This window comes from Chryseolinea soli (genome assembly GCF_003589925.1).
Classification (GTDB): Bacteria; Bacteroidota; Bacteroidia; order Cytophagales; family Cyclobacteriaceae; genus Chryseolinea; species Chryseolinea soli.
Genome location: NZ_CP032382.1, coordinates 3,795,884 through 3,814,305, shown reverse-complemented (window position 1 = coordinate 3,814,305; position 18,422 = coordinate 3,795,884). Strand labels below are relative to the sequence as shown.

The following is an 18,422-nucleotide window of genomic DNA, read 5'->3' as shown; positions in this document are numbered from 1 at the left end:
TGTCCAAAAACTATTCTGTACTCGAATTCAAGTATGGTTTTTAGATCAAGCCACTGACGTTCACCCTCCTTTAGGCGTACCATCAGAAACTCAAATTCTTCAATTTTCTGCAAATAATAGAAATGATTTATATTCCGATGGAGCACCAGGCTTTTTTCTTCGTACAGCCTGGAGGATAGCAATTTCAGTCGGGCCATCAGCTTTTACATAACGTTCGGAGCATTCCATGAAATGTCTTTTTTAAAATAGGACCGGACACCTATTTCCATTAACCTAACCTATTAACCAAAGGAAATCCATAAGTCGGTGTTCCGGCCCCATCTTGTTCCTTCAGGGTTATATGCCGCGAAAGAGCGAAAACCCATAGCGGCCATAGAATAATTTTTTTTTGGGGCTGAATTCAGAAATGGCTATAAAACAAAGGGACTCGCTATACCGGCCGCCCATTGCTTGAACGCAATCGACAGATCCTTAGATTCACAAAATGCTTGGATGGGCTCCTAAATTCGCGAAAGCAATATCCTTGAAATCCTTGGAAATCCAATAGGCTGATCAGGTATATATATGGTTTTTAATCAAAAATAAAATCACCATTCCCTTTAAGTTGAGGGCTTAAATTTGAGACCAGTGTCGAATTTCTGGCTTCTTCTTCCCTTTGTTGTAGAGGGGCAATTCATCCTTTAGGAATAGTTTTTCCCAACAAATATGAACTCGGAAATCCTGGTTTATTGTGACAGGATTAAGGCTTTAATCTCCATCTTCGAGGTGACCGATACAAATCAGCCAAATGCAGATACCTGAAAATAAAGTAGAGAGAGAAAGAACCGATTGACACTAGCCAAATTGGGGGGGCTCATCTGCGTTGAGTTCAGGAAGGATTGCCGTCATTTTGATTGATGGCATAATCATGATAAAAAAGTAGTTTCATTTTCTCAACGCTCGACAGCTTGAGGCCGTGCACTTTTGTTTCCATAAACTCAAGCATCTTAATTCCACGATCCACAATTTCCGCATGATCCCAGATGTCCTTTTCTGCTATATCAATTTCGTTGTAAGATCCCGTGCGGAATCTGGCCCGCTTGTCTTGCCAACTTTTATTGCCAACGGAAGAATTTTTGCCGTCACGAAGAATAGTAAGGTTACCGAGTGTGTTTAAAAGTATCTTGATGGACATTTCGTGATTAGAGGAATCCGCCCCCAGGAGAAACTTGTTGACTTCTGTACTCCAAAATTCCTGGAAACTTTGCGGGATGATATGTTCGATCGTCGTACTATCGTAATCGGAGAGGCTCACTTTGCTATTCTTTTCGCCAGCTTTCTTCTTGAGATTGTCTTCGTACTCGAATAAAAAATATTTCAATCCTCCCCAACGGTGGAATCCTTTTGCCCCTCGTTCATATGTGAATAAAATGTTCATAGTGTCAATTAGATTCCCGTTATGAATTGGCGTGCCCAACAGTTCATCCATCTGCGCCTCAAGAGCAGTGAGGTTTTGCTTGCCTATGTATAGGTCGTGGCCCCATGAAGCCATCGTGCGTTCGTCAAACAACCAGATTACCCGGGTTCTGAAAAGCAACTTTTCAACTTTGTCAAGGATTCGAGTGATCGACTCTTCGTTGCGTGTGTGCAATAGTGATAGCACGAAAACCTTTAAATCTTTACCATTGTTGAGCACCAGTATTTTCTCAAGAATAGGGCGATCAGGGTTGTGAATGGCATACCAAAATGGAGCTGCCTCTGATAATTTGATGATATAGTCTTCGATTTTCTCAGAGGTAACTGGCTGTTCTTTTTCGCCAGATTGATCACGGTCAAAAAGATGAGCTCTATTGCAAAACATCTGAAAAACTTTTTCCTCAGCTACCTTCTCGGAGAATACAGATTCCTTGGATCTTCTGTATAAAGATAAATGTGCCGAAAGAAATTCATCTTCATTCAGGGGGCTTATTGGATTTTGTGCCAGTGCTGTATATATCTTACCCCACGCAGTATTAATTTTGTCACGAAGTGTATTTTGGTCCACTCGATCGTCAGGCAGTTTTTCATTCAAAAAAATCAAGCGATTCTTTAGTTTTTCCAATGTAGAGAGCGCCTTACCTCGGTTGTTAAGAGTTTCAAAAACCGCCTGCACGTTCAGATCATTGTCGATTTCGCGCACATCGAATTGTAGAGAAGTAGTTACTTTCTCAAAGATAGCTTCCAACTGCTGTGGTAAAAGCTTTTCCAACTTGATGGCAAAGAATGTTTTGGCGTTGAGTAAATTTTTAGTGTAAAGGTTCATAACCACGTCACTAATTATACTGGAATCTTCAAAAATGGTATGTGACAGGAAAGTTGAGTTCTTGCCCGTTGGCTCGTAGCTGAACTTGTATATTTTACTTTTACCCGAGAGATTGGTTTCAAAAATGAACTTGGCAGTCAAAGCATCTTTCTTTATTTCGCTATAACCAACCTTCGCTTTTTTTATTAGCTCAAAAAGAAGGATGCAAATGGTGGTGAGCCGTTGTTGGCCATCGATGACGTGATAGAACTGAGTGCCTTTGAGCCATTTTTCATCCTCTTGCGGCTCAATTTTTTCGAGGAACAACGTGCCTGTATAGTGTTTTCGATACTGATTATTTTCGAGTACGAGTTCATCGATGTCATCCCAAAGTTCTACAAGTTGTTTTTCCTCCCAAGCATAACCACGTTGGAAATCAGGAATGCGAAAAATCCTTCCCGCAAACACATTAAATAGATCGACTGCTGGCATATCCTTGGTGAGTTTGTATGGACTAGTTAATCGTACCTCCAACGGGACGGAATTTCGGATGGACTTCTAAAATCGCGATGACAATATTGTTTAAAGCCATGACACCTCAAAGGTCAATTTGATGATTTTATAAGAAAAAGGAGTTTTTTTTGCGTTTCAAGGGTTATTTTTGGTATTGTTTTAATGATTTTCCACCATTTTAGCCATCTAATATTTCTGATGAAAACATCCCTGAGTCATCTGCCACCGAATAAACAGCAAGAGATTTCGCGCATCGTTGAGATCATCAGGGAAGTGGTGCAGCCGGAAAAAATTATTCTTTTTGGAAGCTATGCGAAGGGCACTTTTGTCGAGCATCGCTATCATACCAAGGATGGGATTGATAACGAGTATATAAGCGACTACGATTTTTTGGTGGTCACAAAAGAAAGTCCTGAAAAGCCCTATTTGCAGGAAAGCACAATTCTGGATCGCGTAGATCGGTACAAGCCGCCGGTGAATCTAGAAATTCATTCAATGGCATATATTAACGATGGATTGAGTTGGGGGCAATATTTTTTTACTGAAATTGTCAGTGAGGGCATAGTTCTATATGCCACTGAAGATAGCGCAGATTTTATTGCACCCAGGATGCTCACTGCCGAAGAGGAAAAAAGTAAAGCTCAGGATTATTATAATATCTGGTTTGCTAGGAACGAAGACTTTTTGACTGTGGCGGGTTTCTGTCTGGTTGAAAATAGACTGAAGGTAGGGGCATTTAACCTTCATCAAGCTGCTGAGTCACTGTATTATGCCCTTCTTCTTGTCTTCACAGGGTATAAACCACGTGTGCATAATCTTTGGAAATTAAGAAAGAAAACTAAGCAATATTCAGAGGCGTTATTTTTGATATTTAAAGTAGAATCGGATAAGCAAGAAGAACACCTTTTTGATTTGTTAAAACGTGGGTATATAGACGCCAGGTACAAAGAGGACTATGTCATTACCAGAGAAGAATTGGCCAGCTTAATTGATCGGGTCAAAACGATGGTTTCGCTTGTTGAAAAGATTTGTCGGAATAAGATTGACTCTTTAGGCTAAGCGGTCGTTACGATTTTGCTTTTTTGATTGACTGATAGAGATTCCTTCCTTCTCGCCTGATTATTCTTAGCAATTTGTTTTTTGCAAAAACTAGAAGCGCACCTGATGTGTCTTTACTGACCAGTTTTGTTCCGGTCACTTCAAAAACGTACTCAATTACATTTTTAACTGATTTTGGATCCACAAAATAACCTTCCGAAAATAATTTCTGTATATGTCCGGTTGTGCCAAGTTTTTCCTTTGGCTTCTTTGGAAAGGAATTGTTTAATTTAATGGGATACTTAAAGTCTAGCAATTCTGACGGAAGTTTGCCTAACGCAGCAGCAATTGCTTTAATTGTCTGGAGATTAGCGGCTTCGTGACCATTTTCTATAACAGAGATTTGGTAATCACTTACTTTTGAATAAATGGATAAATCGACTTGCGTCCAGCCCACCTTTTCTCTCAGTTCTCGCACACGATTTCCAAAGGCTTTTTGATAGCCTAAATCTGGTTCCAATTCACGTTTTGCCACACATCAAAATCGGTCTGGAATCGGCTATTTAACATGGGGTTTGCCCCAACGATTTTTTTTTATTATGTTTAGAGCACAATCTCATCTACTGATGCCTGAGAAACAACAGAATGAGATTATGACACACATAGCAAAAATATCAGCCTCATTAGGTGCGGATGCCTTTTGCTTACTGGCGTACCCGGGTATTTTCTCAGGCCTCAGTAATGATGGTAAGCAAGGCACCGCACCTATTCCTCTATGTACACCACACATAGTTGTCTATACAGCTATCTCCCGCTGGAAAAAATTCACTCGCTTAGTGCCCACGTTGTTCATTCCTGATGACAAGCGAGGCTTTAACTGCCCCCCTTTCCAAAATCTGTATACGGTATGAAGATTCTCCTGGACCATACCGACATGGAACTGTTGACGCTGTTTATTAACGGCCATGAACAAGCTTTTAACACAATTTATAGACGCTACGCCGGCAAGCTTTATACTTACGCTCGCAAAAGCATTTCCGTCAAGGAGGACTGCGAGGAAATTGTTCAAGACATATTTGAGTCCATTTGGAACAGACGCGAAAAACTCACTCACCTCACCGCACTAGAGGCATACTTATTCGGAATGGTCAAGTACAAAGTGATCCGGTACTTTCACCATTCACTTGTCAAACGAAAATACGAAGAACACTACAAGTTCTTCGAAGCCGTGTACGATAGTATGGATGACGTCGAAAAAGAACCATCCATTATTCAAAACATTATCGACAACGGTTTATCCGAGCTACCCGAACGTTGCCAGCAAGCCATAAAGCTCCGATTGATTGAAAATCTTTCCAATGCAGACATTGCTAAGCGGATGAATATCAAGAAAACCGCAGTCGAAAACTACATGGTAACAGCCCTTAACCACCTCCGGGCGTCCTATGCCACTTCCCGAAAAAGGAAGCTGACAATATAAATTCAGCCGTTCCTGCATTTCTAAAACGGTTGAAATGTATCCCTTCAAATTCTTGCAATCTATCACCATTTTTTACTCCAAATCCGGTAAATTAATCGGTAAGCAATAAAATTCCTCCCTTCTCGGTGGGTTTTCCACCCATACTGTCATGTTTACGGTAAGGCATTTTATTCTAGGATAAAGTTGTAACCAAACATTCTTGCCATGGAAAAATCAAATTTTGACGATCTGCTTAAACGGTATTTGACAGGTAATGTCTCTGAATCAGAAAAAGTAAAGATAGAGGCCTGGCTTGATATCATGAAAACAGAAGACACTCATGACATGGATCTTAGTCAGGATGATGAAGAACAACTATACCAACGAATAGTCAGCAAGAGGGACAATACCAAAGAAATAGAATCCTTCAATCCACTTAAACATCAACGAAAGAAAAACTCCATCATCGGATGGGCATTCCGCATTGCCGCATCTATAGTCGTAGTCACCCTTTTCGTTTACTCTGTCTGGAAACTCATCGCCCCAGAAGTCACAAATTACAGAGCAGGCTTGAATATGGAGAAATTCATTCTTGAAGATGGCACCATAGTCTGGCTTCAAGCAAATACCAAACTGTCCTATTATTACAAATCATCAAATGGAACGCGCTATTGTGAATTAAGTGGCGAGGGATTGTTTGAGGTTGCAAAGGACCCTAACCATCCTTTCTTCATTCAGTGCGATGGCGCCAACGTAAAAGTTTTGGGAACGAGTTTCAACCTTAAAACGAACAATGGTCACTTTGAGGTTAAAGTCTTAACCGGAAAGGTCAATGTGTCAACAGCTTCCAACGCTATTGGTATTAATATTGAACCGAAGCAAAAGGCGGTGCTGAAACAAAATGGCGCCATTGAGAAGTCACCAATGGTGGCCGAAGAAGTCCTAACCATTACGAAAGGCACCGAATACAACATGGCTTTTTCAGATGTAGCGTTGAAGGAAGTATTCAAATGCCTGGAGAAAAAATTTAACATCTCCATTAAGGCAAACGAAGCAGCCTCCACCTGCCAAGTTACGGCAGATCTCACTGATCAGTCCCTTGAACGTTCACTGGAAACAATTGAGGAAATCGTAGCCCTCAAATTTGAGGTTGTTGGAAAGAATATCACCACCACCGGACCTGGATGCCCCACCCCTTAAAAACCTAAACCACTAAGCAAATGCCTGTTCACAAGCGTCCACCACCCAGACTCCATTAAATAAAAAACAGGAGTGATTCGACCACTCCTGTTTATCGCCCTCCTTTAAAATTTCCAGCCCTTGCACGGGCCAGAGAGAGGGTGCTTTGTTCAAGTCCAATCACGAACCTATTACAAAACACTTAAAGTTATGAAGATTTTCTGTACGGAAAAACTCTTTTGGCTCATGAGGATGTGTATGTTTCAATGGCTAATTATCCTGACGTTTAGCGGCGTTTCCATGGCCATCGACAATCACGCCCAAATCCTGGAAACCAAAATTACACTTAATGTAGAAAATATCAATATTGTAGAAGCCCTTGATGAAATCTCGGCAATGACCGGGTTAAAATTTGCTTATAGTTCTAATGTAATCATTCCAATAGAAAAAGTTAGCATCAACGTGCAGGACCAACCTTTGCGCACAATATTTAATGATCTTTTTGGTACCCGCCGCATTGATTACAAGATCCGCGAGCAAGACAACATGGTTTTTCTAAAAAAACAAAGTCCGGTAAAAAAGGGACCACTAACAGCGCCGCTGACAATGACAAGCGCTGAAACAATTATTATTACCGGACAAGTTACAGATTTCAACAATGTGCCGATGGCTGGAGTCAATATTGTGATCAAGGGAACAACCAATGGAACCACTACCGACAAGGACGGCAACTTCTCTATAGAGGCGGAAAATGACCATGTTCTCGTTTTTTCCTTCATCGGATATTCAACGCAGGAAATTCAGGTCGCCAATCACACCACTATTAATGTCATACTGCAAGAAGACATCAAGAGTCTTGGCGAGGTGGTGATCAATGCTGGTTACTGGGAAGTCAAGAATACTGAACGTACCGGAAATATTTCGCGCGTAACCTCAGAGGAGATCAGCCGGCAACCTATCTCCAATCCGTTGCAGGCACTGCAAGGACGAATGCCTGGTGTTGTTATTCAACAACAGTCAGGCATGCCGGGCGGTGGATTTGTAGTCAGAATAAGAGGCCAGAATAGCTTGCGCGCCGATGGAAATGAACCGCTGTACATCGTTGACGGCGTGCCCTACAATGGTGTCTCCTTCGCCGGCGCTGCCAGCAGCGAAGTCATCCCGAATGGAAATCCCTTTACCGCGCTCAACCCGGATGACATCGAAAACATCGAAGTCTTGAAAGACGCTGACGCCACCGCGATTTACGGTGCCCGCGGTTCAAACGGCGTTATCTTGATAACAACCAAAAAGGCCAAAGACGGAAAGCCAAAAGTCGACGTTGGCATCTACTCGGGATTCAGTAAAGTCGGCCACTTTTTAGACCTTCTTTCCACGCCACAATACTTGGAAATGAGAAAGGAAGCCTTGAGGAACGACAAGACAGAGCCCGGATTCCTCGATCCCGATCTTAAACTTTGGGATTCAACCCGCTATACGGACTGGCAACGTGAGCTTATTGGAGGAACAGCCTATGCGACAAATGCGAAAGTATCAATATCCGGAGGCACCAAAGACACACAATTCCTGATTGGCGGCGGATATTTCAGACAATCCACAGTATTCCCCGGAAATTTCAATGACCAAAAGATCTCAGGTCATGTAAATCTCAATCACAATCCGACCAACGGGAAATTCTCGTTCAACTTTTCAGGGTCCTACCTGTTCGATAACAACAATTTGCTGCGCAATGATATCACACGGTACATCACATTACCTCCCAATACTCCAGTGCCTTTCAACGAAGACGGATCACTTAACTGGGAGAATTCCTCATGGGAAAATCCGTACGCATTTCTACAAAAGCCTTATGAGGGAAAAACAAACAATTTGATTTCTTCGCTGTCACTGAAGTATCAAATTATCCCTGGCCTATTTGTAAAAAGTAATCTTGGATTCACCGACACGCAGGTCAAAGAGTTTTCAGCTTTCCCAATTGGCACGACAAATCCGGCATATGGCATTAATACAGCAATCTCAGTCTTCAGTACCGGGAGCATCAGAACCTGGAACGTAGAGCCACAAATTGAATACTCCCGACCATTTGCAAAGGCTGTTCTAAATGTTTTGATCGGCACAACATTTCTTCAGAACAGACAATTGGGCAACGACGTCGAGGCCTATGGTTACACCAGCAATGCCGTCTTGAAGGATTTGATGTCTGCAGCGTCCTTAAGCGTGGTCGAAACAAGAGATATAACCTATCGATACAATGCTATTTTCGGACGCATAAATCTTAACTGGGACAAAAAATATCTTCTCAACCTTACCGCAAGACGTGATGGATCGAGTCGATTTGGACCTGAATCCAGGTTTGCCAATTTTGGCGCCATTGGCGTTGGATGGATTTTCAGCAACGAAAATTTCCTCCTCGAAAATAGTGTCATAACCTTTGGCAAACTCCGCGCCAGCTATGGTATTACAGGAAGTGACCAAATTGGAGACTACCAATACCTTGATACCTACCAGGCGACCTACAACACCTATCAGGGCAAAACCGGTATCGTTCCAGCACGCCTGGCAAATGCCATTTATTCTTGGGAGAACAATAAAAAACTCGAAGTCGCATTGGACCTTGGGCTTTGCAATAACAGGTTACAAGTCTCGACAAGCTACTTCAATAACAGATCTTCCAACCAACTTGTCGGCCTAGCACTGCCCTCCATCACTGGGTTTAATTCCATTCAATCAAATTTCCCGGCTACGGTTCAAAACTCTGGACTGGAAATAGAATTGCAATCCATTAACGTGAAGCACCTGGACTTCCTCTGGACTGCATCTGCCAATCTGACATTCCCTCGCAACAAGCTTTTGGAGTATCCCAACCTTCAAGGATCATCCTATGCCAACACCTATGAAGTTGGAAAGTCTCTCTACATCAAAAAAAGATACCATTTCACAGGCATTGATACCCAAACCGGATTAATCACTTTTGAAGACAAGAATAGTAATGGCGTCGGAACCAACTATCCCGCGGACCTGCAAGCCATAAAACAAATCACTCAAGACTACTATGGCGGCATTCAAAATACACTCTCCTACAAAGGGTTCCAGCTTAGTATATTCCTTCAATTTGTTAAACAAACAGGATACTCATACATGGCCAGCCCTGCTTTTGTTGTTCCTGGTCGGAAGGGCAACCAAATGACCGACGTCTTAAGTCGATGGCAAAAGCCAGGCGACGTTTCGGAGTTTCAAATGTTCACCAGCTCCTATTCCTCCAAAGGATCTAGTTTATATTCTACCAGCACGTACGCTGGCGACAATTCAATAACTGACGCTTCCTTTATCAGACTACAGAATTTGTATTTCGCCTGGGAATTCCCTCAGACGATGGCGAGAAGATTACACATGAAAGGTGGAAAACTGTACACTCAGGGACAAAATATATTCACGTGGACCAAGTACAAAGGGCTTAGTCCGGAAACACAAAGTCAAACAATGCTTCCGCCTCTTCGCACTATCACTATCGGATTTCAAATTTCTATTTAATTGAACAGGACCATGAAAAGAAATATTATTCAAACTTCAGCCATCGTTCTTGCAGCCGCATTCGTACTTCAATCATGCGTCGATTTTCTGGACGTAGAAAAACCAACTACTCAAATCGGAAGCACCGCGGTATTTGAAGATGAAGCCACGGCTAACGCAGCCATACTTGGAATTTATAGCGCTATGACAAACTCCGCAGGCTTCGTCAGTGGGGGCCTTTCGAGCATTACCTCCCTAGCCGGAAGGTCGGCTGATGATTTTATCAACTACGCACCGAATGCCCCTTCCGAATTCGCTGCAAACGAGCTCACCGAAAACAATACCTATGTCAATGAGTACATCTGGAAAGAAGCTTACCGGTACATCTATGATGTAAACGCGATCATCGAAGGGGTCTCAAAGTCCTCCACCCTCTCCGTAGCCGCAAAAACAAGATTTGCAGGTGAGGCCAAATTCTTGCGTGCGTTCTTCTATTTTTACCTGGTCAACTTATTTCAGAACGTCCCGCTAGTTACTACTACCGACTACAGATTGAACAGCATCAAGGCAAGATCGTCCGCCGATGAGGTGTATATCCAAATCGTCGACGATTTGCTATCGGCAAAAGCATCTTTAACAGACGATTACACAGTATCCGATGGACAAAAAACACGTGCCAATAGACTGGCAGCAATAGCCATGCTTGCCAGAGTTTACCTATACCAACATGAGTGGGAAAAAGCAGAATCCGAAGCTACGTTGGTATTGGAATCCACCATTCAGCTTGAAAATGATATTGACAAGGTATTCCTAAAGAATAGCAATGAAGCCATCTGGCAACTTATACCGCCAGAGGGATCTTTTGCCACTAACGAAGGCTCCATGTTTGTCCTTACCGGAATGCCTTCCGAAGTATCGCTTTCCCAAGACCTAATAGAAACCTTTGAAGAAAATGACTTGCGAAAATCTCATTGGACAGGTAGCCTTCAGGTAGAAGCGAATACATTCTTTTTCCCGTTTAAATACAAAATAAAGACCGGCGAAACCGAGCTATCGGAGTACTCCATGATACTTCGGATAGGTGAGCAATACCTTATTCGCGCTGAAGCGCGCGCACACCAAAATAAAATCCAGGCAGCCCTAGTCGATATCGACGGTATCAGGCAAAGGGCATCCCTCCCATTGTTACAGGATACCCATCCCGCGATAACACAACCTGACCTCCTATTGGCCATTGAACAAGAACGACGAGTCGAATTGTTTTCAGAATGGGGACATCGCTGGTTTGACCTTAAAAGGACCAACAGGGCAGATCAAATACTGGCGGACAAATTCGGATCATCCTGGCAATCATCCGATGTCCTATACCCTGTACCTCTACAGGAAATTCAAAACAACCAGAACCTGCTCCCACAGAACCCGGGATACTAAGCCACTTCACCAATATATGCCCAATTTCGGCAGCGCTTTCATAGGAGCTGCCTTTAACTCTATTTTCAAAATGAAATATCTGATCACAATACTTTGCACTCTATTCGCGCACGCAACGATCTCAGCGCAGACCTCTCCACCAAAAAGCAAGTTCAAACTAGGTGATCAGCTTCCCGCCATCACCGTCAAAAACCTAATCAACTACCATTCCTCGACAGAGAACCTTACCAAATTCAAGGGTAAAACCGTTATACTGTATTTTTGGAATGATGGCTGCGCGTCAAGTATACAAGGCTGGCCCAAGCTTCTTCACCTGCAGGAACAATTCAAAAACCATGTTCAAATAATACTGGTGAACGAATCGCAGGACAAAAAAGCGGTACAAGACATTCTGACTGCACAGCGCAAGATTTCTCATGTCGACATGACGCTTCCTACTGTATGTCTTGATCGCGATCTCAACGTTCTATTTCCGAGGAATTCAATTCCTCATTTAGTGTGGATCGATACAGCAGGAAAACTGATGGCCATTACAAGCGGCGACCAATTGAACGCGGTCAACCTGGGTGCATTAGCAGAGGGACGCGCTATCTCTATGCCGCAAAAAGACGGCGTGAAGTATAGAGTAGACTTCGCCAAGCCGCTTTTCATAAAATCAAATGGCGGTGACGGGGATTTTGTGCAATGGCAATCTATATTGTCAGAGTATTTTCCTGGTCTTACAGGAGAATTTTCGATCGATAGCACTAGTGGCACGATTTCGAACTCGACCATGATTACCATGTTTCGGTTTCTTCATAAAAGAGAAACAGACCGACTTGGCTCATTGAACCTATTCCCTGCAAGCCGGGTAGTCCTAAAGGTAAAGGACACGGCACAGTATATGATTAGGGTAAACGATGAACTCAAACTAAAGAATTTTTATACATATCAGCTGTACTCCAAAAAACCAAAGGCACCCAGCATCCTTCGCTCTATGATGGTCGTCGATATAAAAAAATATTTTGGTGTCGAATGCTACTGGAGTAAGCAACGAAAACTATGTCTTGTACTGGCCGCAACAGACACATCAAAATTCCCCTTTCTGAATGGTGAAACCATGGCCGCCATACGGCCCACAGGCGTTCATCTAAACAATGTTACTTTTAAGGAATTCTTGGACGCAATGTTGGCTACCGAATACCATCATAGCCCATATCCGTTAATCGACGAAACGGGATATAAAGGCAAGGTTGGAAATATAATAGCCGAGGCTAACGTAGTCAATCATCAAGATTTAAATCGAGCCTTAAACAAGTACGGACTCCAATTTACATTGCAGCCCAGAGAAGTTGACATTCTCGTTATCTATGAGACTGACTACTTTAAGCCTCAACCAGGCGTTCAATTTGCTAATTGATGCAAAATGGGTACCCCTCCATACCCTTTCCTCAACCATTCCAATAAAGCCATTCCGCGGCTGTTTAGAGGTATTGCAATTCTGAACTAAAATCGCCATCTTCACCACAAGAGCCCATCTTTTCATTCACTTGCAAACAAGTGAGAAAGGATGGGCTTTTTGTGCTTAATACCCCTCTCATGAAAGTATGCTCTACATGTAAGGCAGCTATCCTTACTTACATTTCTGTGATTTGCTTGGCAAATCCTGTCCATTCACAGTCCTCTATATATTCAGAGGAAACCATCAAGTTTGATGTCTTAACACAAAAACCTGATAAGCCAATACCTTTCGATCGCTCATTTACGTTGGAGGTAAGCAAGGTCCCCGTAAAAGACGTGCTCCAGGTAGATCTCTACGAAGCACAAGTCCAAAATGGACAGAGATCCTTAGTTCAAAATCAAGTTACTTGCCGGACCAATACTTTTCTTGCCTCCGTAAAAGACGCAACGCTTTATTTTGACAACTCCGGTGAATCACTACTCATTTTCTTTCCTCCCTTAAAACCAAACCAGCTATTTGACGTCAATGTTATTACAAAGCTTTCAGTGGAAAGCAGAACCCTTCTAAGAGAGGTTGATACGCTACTGGTTCGTCGTGCCAACGCAAACGCCAAATACCAGCAATTCATTTTAAGCACCATAGGCAAAAACTTCAATCGAACTTATACGGACTGGCTTACAGTCGTTCAATATCAACCATTTTTTAATACGAGCCTATTACCACTTTATGGGCAAATTCTTCGTCCAGCAAATTACCAAATATCAACCCTAACTTTGACAGAGGTTGAGATTCAGGCGATAGGCATTGCTTCTGACAGCGTCGTCGACGAATTCAAGGACGGCAAATATTTCCAGGCCCTGATAAACCGACCAACACTGCCGCCTTGGTCAATAGGCCTGATCGATATCCGAAACGTCTACGCGAGAGAGCCTCAAATTAAGCCCCTTGATCTTCTTAAACGCCAGCTAGCACTAAAATCAAATATCTCCCTTCTTGATAGTCTCCTCCGTCGTCTAGACCTGATTCGCACCCACGGCATCGACGCCATCTCCATCAATAGACGTACCGTCACCTTTGCCACCATCCGCGCCAACGTTGCTACAGCTCTCTCACAAACAATACTAAATAGTGAATTTATTGGCAACACCATCAAACGCCTTGATACACGAGTTGATTCTATCGGCCACCTCGCGCAAGGAATATACCTAGCAGGCAATACCCTTGCCAGCGATTTAAAAACCCAGGGCGGGAATGTGCTTTTTGTAGATGCTGGTCTAACGAACATGATTGTTCCTGGTGTTACGTCCTCAGCGGTAAACATCCCCAAACTTTACTACGGCGTAAGCATCTATTTTCGACCTATCGACAAAAATACACGTCGCAATAAGTTCCCGAAAGACTTCACCCAATACAGCCCGCCCTTGAATAGACGATGCATCATCAACGGCACCGATACTGTATATGGGCCTGACTACGCTGTACTGGCGCGCAAGACCATTCTTCAGCAACTGTCCTTAAATGTGGGACTTACTGTTGGCGGTATGACCAACAAGGATTTTGACAATTTCTTAACCAGTAACTCGCTGTTGATTGGACCGGCCATCCGATTTAAAAGAGCGTTCAAAGCAAGCGCCGGCATATCCCTGGTACGACGAAATTCACGCGACCCATTAATTTCTGAAAAAGTTACTGTCATGGGATCCTATATTTCACTTTCCGTGGACATAGATTTTATTCAAAGCATTAAGGACATCACTTCAATGGTATTAAAATGATGAAAAGAACACTAGTAGCAATCATACTCATATCGGGCGTCATGATAACCTGCGATGAAAATGTCGAAGTCGGCGACGTGTTATACAATCTGAAATTAGAAGAAAAGGAAACTCCAGCAGACGGGCAATCAACAATAAAAATAACGGTCAACCTTAACGACAGATCAAGTGCTGACAGACGCAGTGTAATCTTCGCCACAACCGCCGGCACCTTCACTTCTTCATCAACCTCAAAATATACAGCAAAGGCAGAATTCCTAGATGGGCTCCTTACAGCAACCGCGACCCTGCGCGCACCCGTCAGTCCAGGTAAAATTGGAATATCCGTTCAGCCGGAATTCGATAGCCCGATAAAGGATTTTATAGTATCCGACACCATTGAAGCTGTTAAATCATCTCCGGCTACAATTCACCTGGAAGCTTCAGCCTTAGGTCTCTCCGGAAATTTTTTGACCGAGGTGCGATTGGAAGGGCTGTTAAAAAATGACAAAGGAAAAAATGTGTCCAAAGGCGCAAAAGTGGCCTTTGAAGATTTTCTCCAGGACGGAACGAAAGCCAACGGAAGATACAGGCAACTACAGCTGGCTTCCAGTGATACGTCATATGTCACAAGTTACTATGGCGCACCTTTTTACCCCATTGGAACGAACATTAAAATCAGAGTGACCGTCCTCAATGACGTCGGCGCGAAGACAAACGTTAAAGATTCTCTACTACTAACTGTTAATCAATAAACCTATGCCAAAACTAGAAAATGATGAAAAGAAGGTTATAGACCGATTCATTACCGACAACGGAATAGTAAAGCTATTGAATTCGCATTTGAAGGAAAATGGTCTGAATGACTTTGAAGTTGAATTTGTTAAAATTCGTCGAAGAGAGGCCCTTATATGTAAGCCACACCAGAAAAAAGTCGAAGTGTGTACAAAAAATGGCATATGTCGTGAAATTTGCTTTCCACCAGACTGAAACTCAGTCCCAAAAGGCATCTGGTCTCATTTCATAAGCAAATAAGTGCTGGCCATACACTGCCGCGATACGATTTTCAAAAACAGCAAACGAGGTGAGTTGATTCCTACCCGCAAAGGGTAGATAAAAACTAAACTTGTATTGATGAGTAGCTAAATTGTATACATCCATCAACGCATAACGACTCAAATCGTTCGGATCTTCGTTGTCCCCGACAAGGCCCGATTGAATGAACAACCAAACGCCAAAAACACAACTCCTTCGATTTACAACGACAGGTGGCACACCAAGCGTGGTTGAACCATCGGAGTCAATAATCGAAACCTTAATTCTTGCCCGACTGGTCGTATCAATCGTTCTGAAGCGGTTTACCCGGGCAAGGTTTGTATCGGCAAGTATATACTGGTTTCGATAGTAATAGACATAGACCACCCTCCTTAACACAGGAGAATAGTGCAACATGCCGTCCGTACAAAATACACCATCAATTTGACGCTCCAATATCGTCGTATCGACAGACATCGTTCGATTTGTTTGCTTAATAAGTATATCTCGATGTGTTTGGGAGCTTTCCGATTTCAATATAAAAGATCGAGCATCTATCGGAATTGCATTTTTAAAATATAAGCGCTCCCTGAAGAGTTCATCCGCTATTGAGTCCATTGGAGATCTAAAGTATATTCTTCCGGTTCGGCCATTCAACACATAATAAGATGATGACGGCTCAACATGCAATCTAACAGAACCCCGATACAAGCTATCCGGCGGCCGTAATCTAAGGCGTTTTACCGACCCGTCCGCCAACTTCCAGTCAAGGACCTTAACTGTCAAAGGCGCGGTGTGGTTACCTAGATATATGCTGTCCTTCGTTAAACCAGCAATATAGAAGGAATTAAATTCAAGGTTCACAGACGAAGAAGTAGACAAGGGTGCCGGAATATAATTCCGAATAAAGCCGCCTCCAACGTAACCACGATTCCAAATGCTGTACCAGTGTAGCAGGAATACCAATCCCACACCACCGAGTAGCGCGCTTCCGATTCTAAAGCAAATCTGCCTAGTGTGACGATTCATAGCGTGGCCAATAAAATAGGGCTGGCTATTGCCAGCCCTATGCAGGTTAGGTTAAGAAGGCCGGAACAATGGTTTGGAAGGAGCTGACACCTTATAGGCATTGGACGCACTTCCGTTTTGCAACGTACATTGCGCCCCACCATTCAAATCGTTGTCGCAAACATTCGCCTCAATCGTCGCGAACTGATTTGACGTGTTCTGGATGACACCATGATTGGTAATGTCGGTCATGGTTTTGGAAGTCACCGCACCGGCAAATCCCAACAACAGCGCAATAATGCTCAGAAAAATTCTTGCAGTTTTCATAATTAAATTGGTTTTAATCACTATGCCTACTCTTTCCCAGGTTTTCGGCGATCTCCTGCTTTACTAGTAAAATCTTATAGCCCAAGCTTTTCTTTGGATGGTCTACTCCATGCTAAACCAGGAACTTAAAGGAACTCAACGCTTGCTTGATATTGCTTAATTCCGGTCTTCGGCTAGGAGTTGGGTCCAGGCATTCCACAATGAGCTTGACAATTTCTGCATGACCAATGGATTTCTGTAGCAATGCAATCAATTTCCCGCGGTCCTTCAGGTTCGCTGTCCTTGGATGCATATGGGCTAATCCGTTCAGGATTAATGCCCCTATTGCGTAGATATCATCTTGGACAATTGGCCTGGAGCCACGCAGCTGCTGCGGCGAAGAATATCCTGGGGTCGACCCTTGGAACAACGGACGTGACCTCCCTTGGCCTGCAAAGTCAAAAGCCATCTCCATATCCAATAAATACAATTGCCCAGATTTGGAGACAATAAAATTCGAAGCGGATATATCCCTGTGTATATATCCGAGGGCATGCATTTTTTCGATTATCTGAACAATCTCCAAAAGCCAGCTGATTATGCAACTCCTTCTCTCTTTTGAAAGGGCCGAAAAGGAATGTTCAATAAAAACTCGATCTATTGCGTCCTGCAAAATTTCACCTTTGACGTAGTCTAACACAAGGTAGGCGGCATCTTCTGACTCAAACATGCCAATAGGACTGGCTACCGGCAACTCACCAGCGAGTCGCTTGTGCAGTTCAAACTGCCAGGAAAGCCGCTCTCGTCTGGTTCTACTCGCCAAACTCATATCAAGTATAATAGCTTCTTTTAATACACAGGTTCTGAACCAGAAATTCCTGAAGTATATAGCCATCATCACCCTTCCTAACGGACTAGCCTTCATAACAGAAATAATCCTATAGTCTCCAATAAAAGAATTTTCAATTGTCCCGCGCATTTCAACGGAGGTCGGTACATTCGCGCGTTTCATAGTTGGCGCGGTTTACAAATCAGATCTTTTTTGTCTATGTCATGGTGACTTAGAATCCCTGCCAGTGCAACCAAAATAAATGCACCGTTAAAAAACAAATGTTCCCGCCATCCAAGCTTTGCTAGTACACCACCACACGAGCAGGGAATGTAATAGCTGTAGTTCATAATAATGATGATATAGGTGGTGAAGACTATCATTAGGCTGAAGGACGCGTACATTCCCACTAGCCGGTACCCAGGAACAAAAACAAGAATCGCCAGCAGTATTTCCACTACAGGGATGATGAATGAAACCGGGACCGCTATAAAGTTCAGCATTTCCGACTGCCCTAGCTCCACCTGAAATTTTTGGACGTCTAACAATTTACTCCCCGCCGCATAGGAGAAGAGTGACGCCAACAAAAATGAGCTCAGGTTTAATATTTTATCTCTTTTCACAGGATAACTGTTTTTACACTACGAAATTAGAGGAGT

14 protein-coding genes are annotated in these 18,422 nt (G+C 43.1%); 8 read left to right on the top strand and 6 right to left on the bottom strand.

Annotation, left to right across the window (positions count from 1 at the left end):
• Positions 1–868 precede the first annotated feature (868 nt).
• Complete coding sequence (locus D4L85_RS16285) at positions 869–2,752, bottom strand: DUF262 domain-containing protein (protein ID WP_160143778.1); 1,884 nt, start codon at positions 2,750–2,752, stop codon at positions 869–871.
• Positions 2,753–2,971: 219 nt separating this feature from the next.
• On the opposite strand from D4L85_RS16285, the gene D4L85_RS16280 reads away from it, so the two are divergent.
• Positions 2,972–3,832, top strand: a complete 861-nt coding sequence (locus D4L85_RS16280) for a HEPN domain-containing protein (RefSeq protein ID WP_160143777.1) — start codon at positions 2,972–2,974, stop codon at positions 3,830–3,832.
• Positions 3,833–3,839: 7 nt separating this feature from the next.
• On the opposite strand, the gene D4L85_RS16275 is transcribed toward D4L85_RS16280, so the two are convergent.
• Positions 3,840–4,346, bottom strand: a complete 507-nt coding sequence (locus tag D4L85_RS16275; RefSeq protein WP_119755288.1) for a helix-turn-helix domain-containing protein — start codon at positions 4,344–4,346, stop codon at positions 3,840–3,842.
• A 372-nt stretch (positions 4,347–4,718) separates the two neighbouring features.
• Between D4L85_RS16275 and D4L85_RS16265 the strand changes: the two genes are divergently transcribed.
• The 7 genes from D4L85_RS16265 (at position 4,719) to D4L85_RS16235 (ending at position 15,340) form a co-directional block, all read left to right on the top strand.
• Complete coding sequence (locus tag D4L85_RS16265) at positions 4,719–5,291, top strand: sigma-70 family RNA polymerase sigma factor (RefSeq protein WP_119755286.1); 573 nt, start codon at positions 4,719–4,721, stop codon at positions 5,289–5,291.
• A gap of 204 nt (positions 5,292–5,495) precedes the next feature.
• Entirely contained in the window at positions 5,496–6,470 is a 975-nt protein-coding gene (locus D4L85_RS16260; RefSeq protein WP_119755285.1) for a FecR family protein, read from the top strand.
• A 189-nt stretch (positions 6,471–6,659) separates the two neighbouring features.
• Positions 6,660–9,980 (top strand): SusC/RagA family TonB-linked outer membrane protein, encoded by a 3,321-nt coding sequence (locus tag D4L85_RS16255; protein ID WP_119755284.1) that lies wholly within the window; start codon positions 6,660–6,662, stop codon positions 9,978–9,980.
• A gap of 12 nt (positions 9,981–9,992) precedes the next feature.
• Entirely contained in the window at positions 9,993–11,390 is a 1,398-nt protein-coding gene (locus D4L85_RS16250; RefSeq protein WP_119755283.1) for a RagB/SusD family nutrient uptake outer membrane protein, read from the top strand.
• Between the two features lie 70 nt (positions 11,391–11,460).
• Positions 11,461–12,789, top strand: a complete 1,329-nt coding sequence (locus tag D4L85_RS16245; protein ID WP_160143776.1) for a TlpA family protein disulfide reductase — start codon at positions 11,461–11,463, stop codon at positions 12,787–12,789.
• A gap of 179 nt (positions 12,790–12,968) precedes the next feature.
• Complete coding sequence (locus D4L85_RS16240; RefSeq protein WP_119755281.1) at positions 12,969–14,606, top strand: hypothetical protein; 1,638 nt, start codon at positions 12,969–12,971, stop codon at positions 14,604–14,606.
• Positions 14,603–15,340, top strand: a complete 738-nt coding sequence (locus tag D4L85_RS16235; protein WP_119755280.1) for a hypothetical protein — start codon at positions 14,603–14,605, stop codon at positions 15,338–15,340. The genes D4L85_RS16240 and D4L85_RS16235 overlap by 4 nt, the downstream gene beginning before the upstream one ends.
• Positions 15,341–15,578: 238 nt before the next feature.
• Here the strand turns inward: D4L85_RS16235 and D4L85_RS16225 are convergent, their stop codons facing one another.
• From D4L85_RS16225 to D4L85_RS16210, 4 genes are all read right to left on the bottom strand, one after another.
• Entirely contained in the window at positions 15,579–16,097 is a 519-nt protein-coding gene (locus D4L85_RS16225; RefSeq protein WP_160143775.1) for an RNA-binding protein, read from the bottom strand.
• A 603-nt stretch (positions 16,098–16,700) separates the two neighbouring features.
• The gene (locus tag D4L85_RS16220) at positions 16,701–16,955 is read right to left on the bottom strand and encodes a DUF6520 family protein (RefSeq protein WP_119755277.1); all 255 of its coding nucleotides are present in this window, start codon (positions 16,953–16,955) and stop codon (positions 16,701–16,703) included.
• A gap of 112 nt (positions 16,956–17,067) precedes the next feature.
• Positions 17,068–17,946 (bottom strand): serine/threonine protein kinase, encoded by an 879-nt coding sequence (locus D4L85_RS16215; protein ID WP_119755276.1) that lies wholly within the window; start codon positions 17,944–17,946, stop codon positions 17,068–17,070.
• A complete protein-coding gene (locus D4L85_RS16210) occupies positions 17,943–18,386 on the bottom strand; it encodes a MauE/DoxX family redox-associated membrane protein (protein WP_119755275.1) in 444 nt (147 codons plus the stop codon). Before D4L85_RS16210 ends, D4L85_RS16215 begins: the two co-directional genes overlap by 4 nt.
• Positions 18,387–18,422 lie beyond the last annotated feature (36 nt).

Coding starts and splice junctions, on each gene's coding strand:
- D4L85_RS16285 (WP_160143778.1), bottom strand. CDS start 2,752: ATGCCAGCAGTCGATCTATTTAATGTGTTTGCGGGAAGGATTTTTCGC.
- D4L85_RS16280 (WP_160143777.1), top strand. CDS start 2,972: ATGAAAACATCCCTGAGTCATCTGCCACCGAATAAACAGCAAGAGATT.
- D4L85_RS16265 (WP_119755286.1), top strand. CDS start 4,719: ATGAAGATTCTCCTGGACCATACCGACATGGAACTGTTGACGCTGTTT.
- D4L85_RS16260 (WP_119755285.1), top strand. CDS start 5,496: ATGGAAAAATCAAATTTTGACGATCTGCTTAAACGGTATTTGACAGGT.
- D4L85_RS16255 (WP_119755284.1), top strand. CDS start 6,660: ATGAAGATTTTCTGTACGGAAAAACTCTTTTGGCTCATGAGGATGTGT.
- D4L85_RS16250 (WP_119755283.1), top strand. CDS start 9,993: ATGAAAAGAAATATTATTCAAACTTCAGCCATCGTTCTTGCAGCCGCA.
- D4L85_RS16245 (WP_160143776.1), top strand. CDS start 11,461: ATGAAATATCTGATCACAATACTTTGCACTCTATTCGCGCACGCAACG.
- D4L85_RS16240 (WP_119755281.1), top strand. CDS start 12,969: ATGAAAGTATGCTCTACATGTAAGGCAGCTATCCTTACTTACATTTCT.
- D4L85_RS16235 (WP_119755280.1), top strand. CDS start 14,603: ATGATGAAAAGAACACTAGTAGCAATCATACTCATATCGGGCGTCATG.
- D4L85_RS16225 (WP_160143775.1), bottom strand. CDS start 16,097: ATGTCTGTCGATACGACGATATTGGAGCGTCAAATTGATGGTGTATTT.
- D4L85_RS16220 (WP_119755277.1), bottom strand. CDS start 16,955: ATGAAAACTGCAAGAATTTTTCTGAGCATTATTGCGCTGTTGTTGGGA.
- D4L85_RS16215 (WP_119755276.1), bottom strand. CDS start 17,946: ATGAAACGCGCGAATGTACCGACCTCCGTTGAAATGCGCGGGACAATT.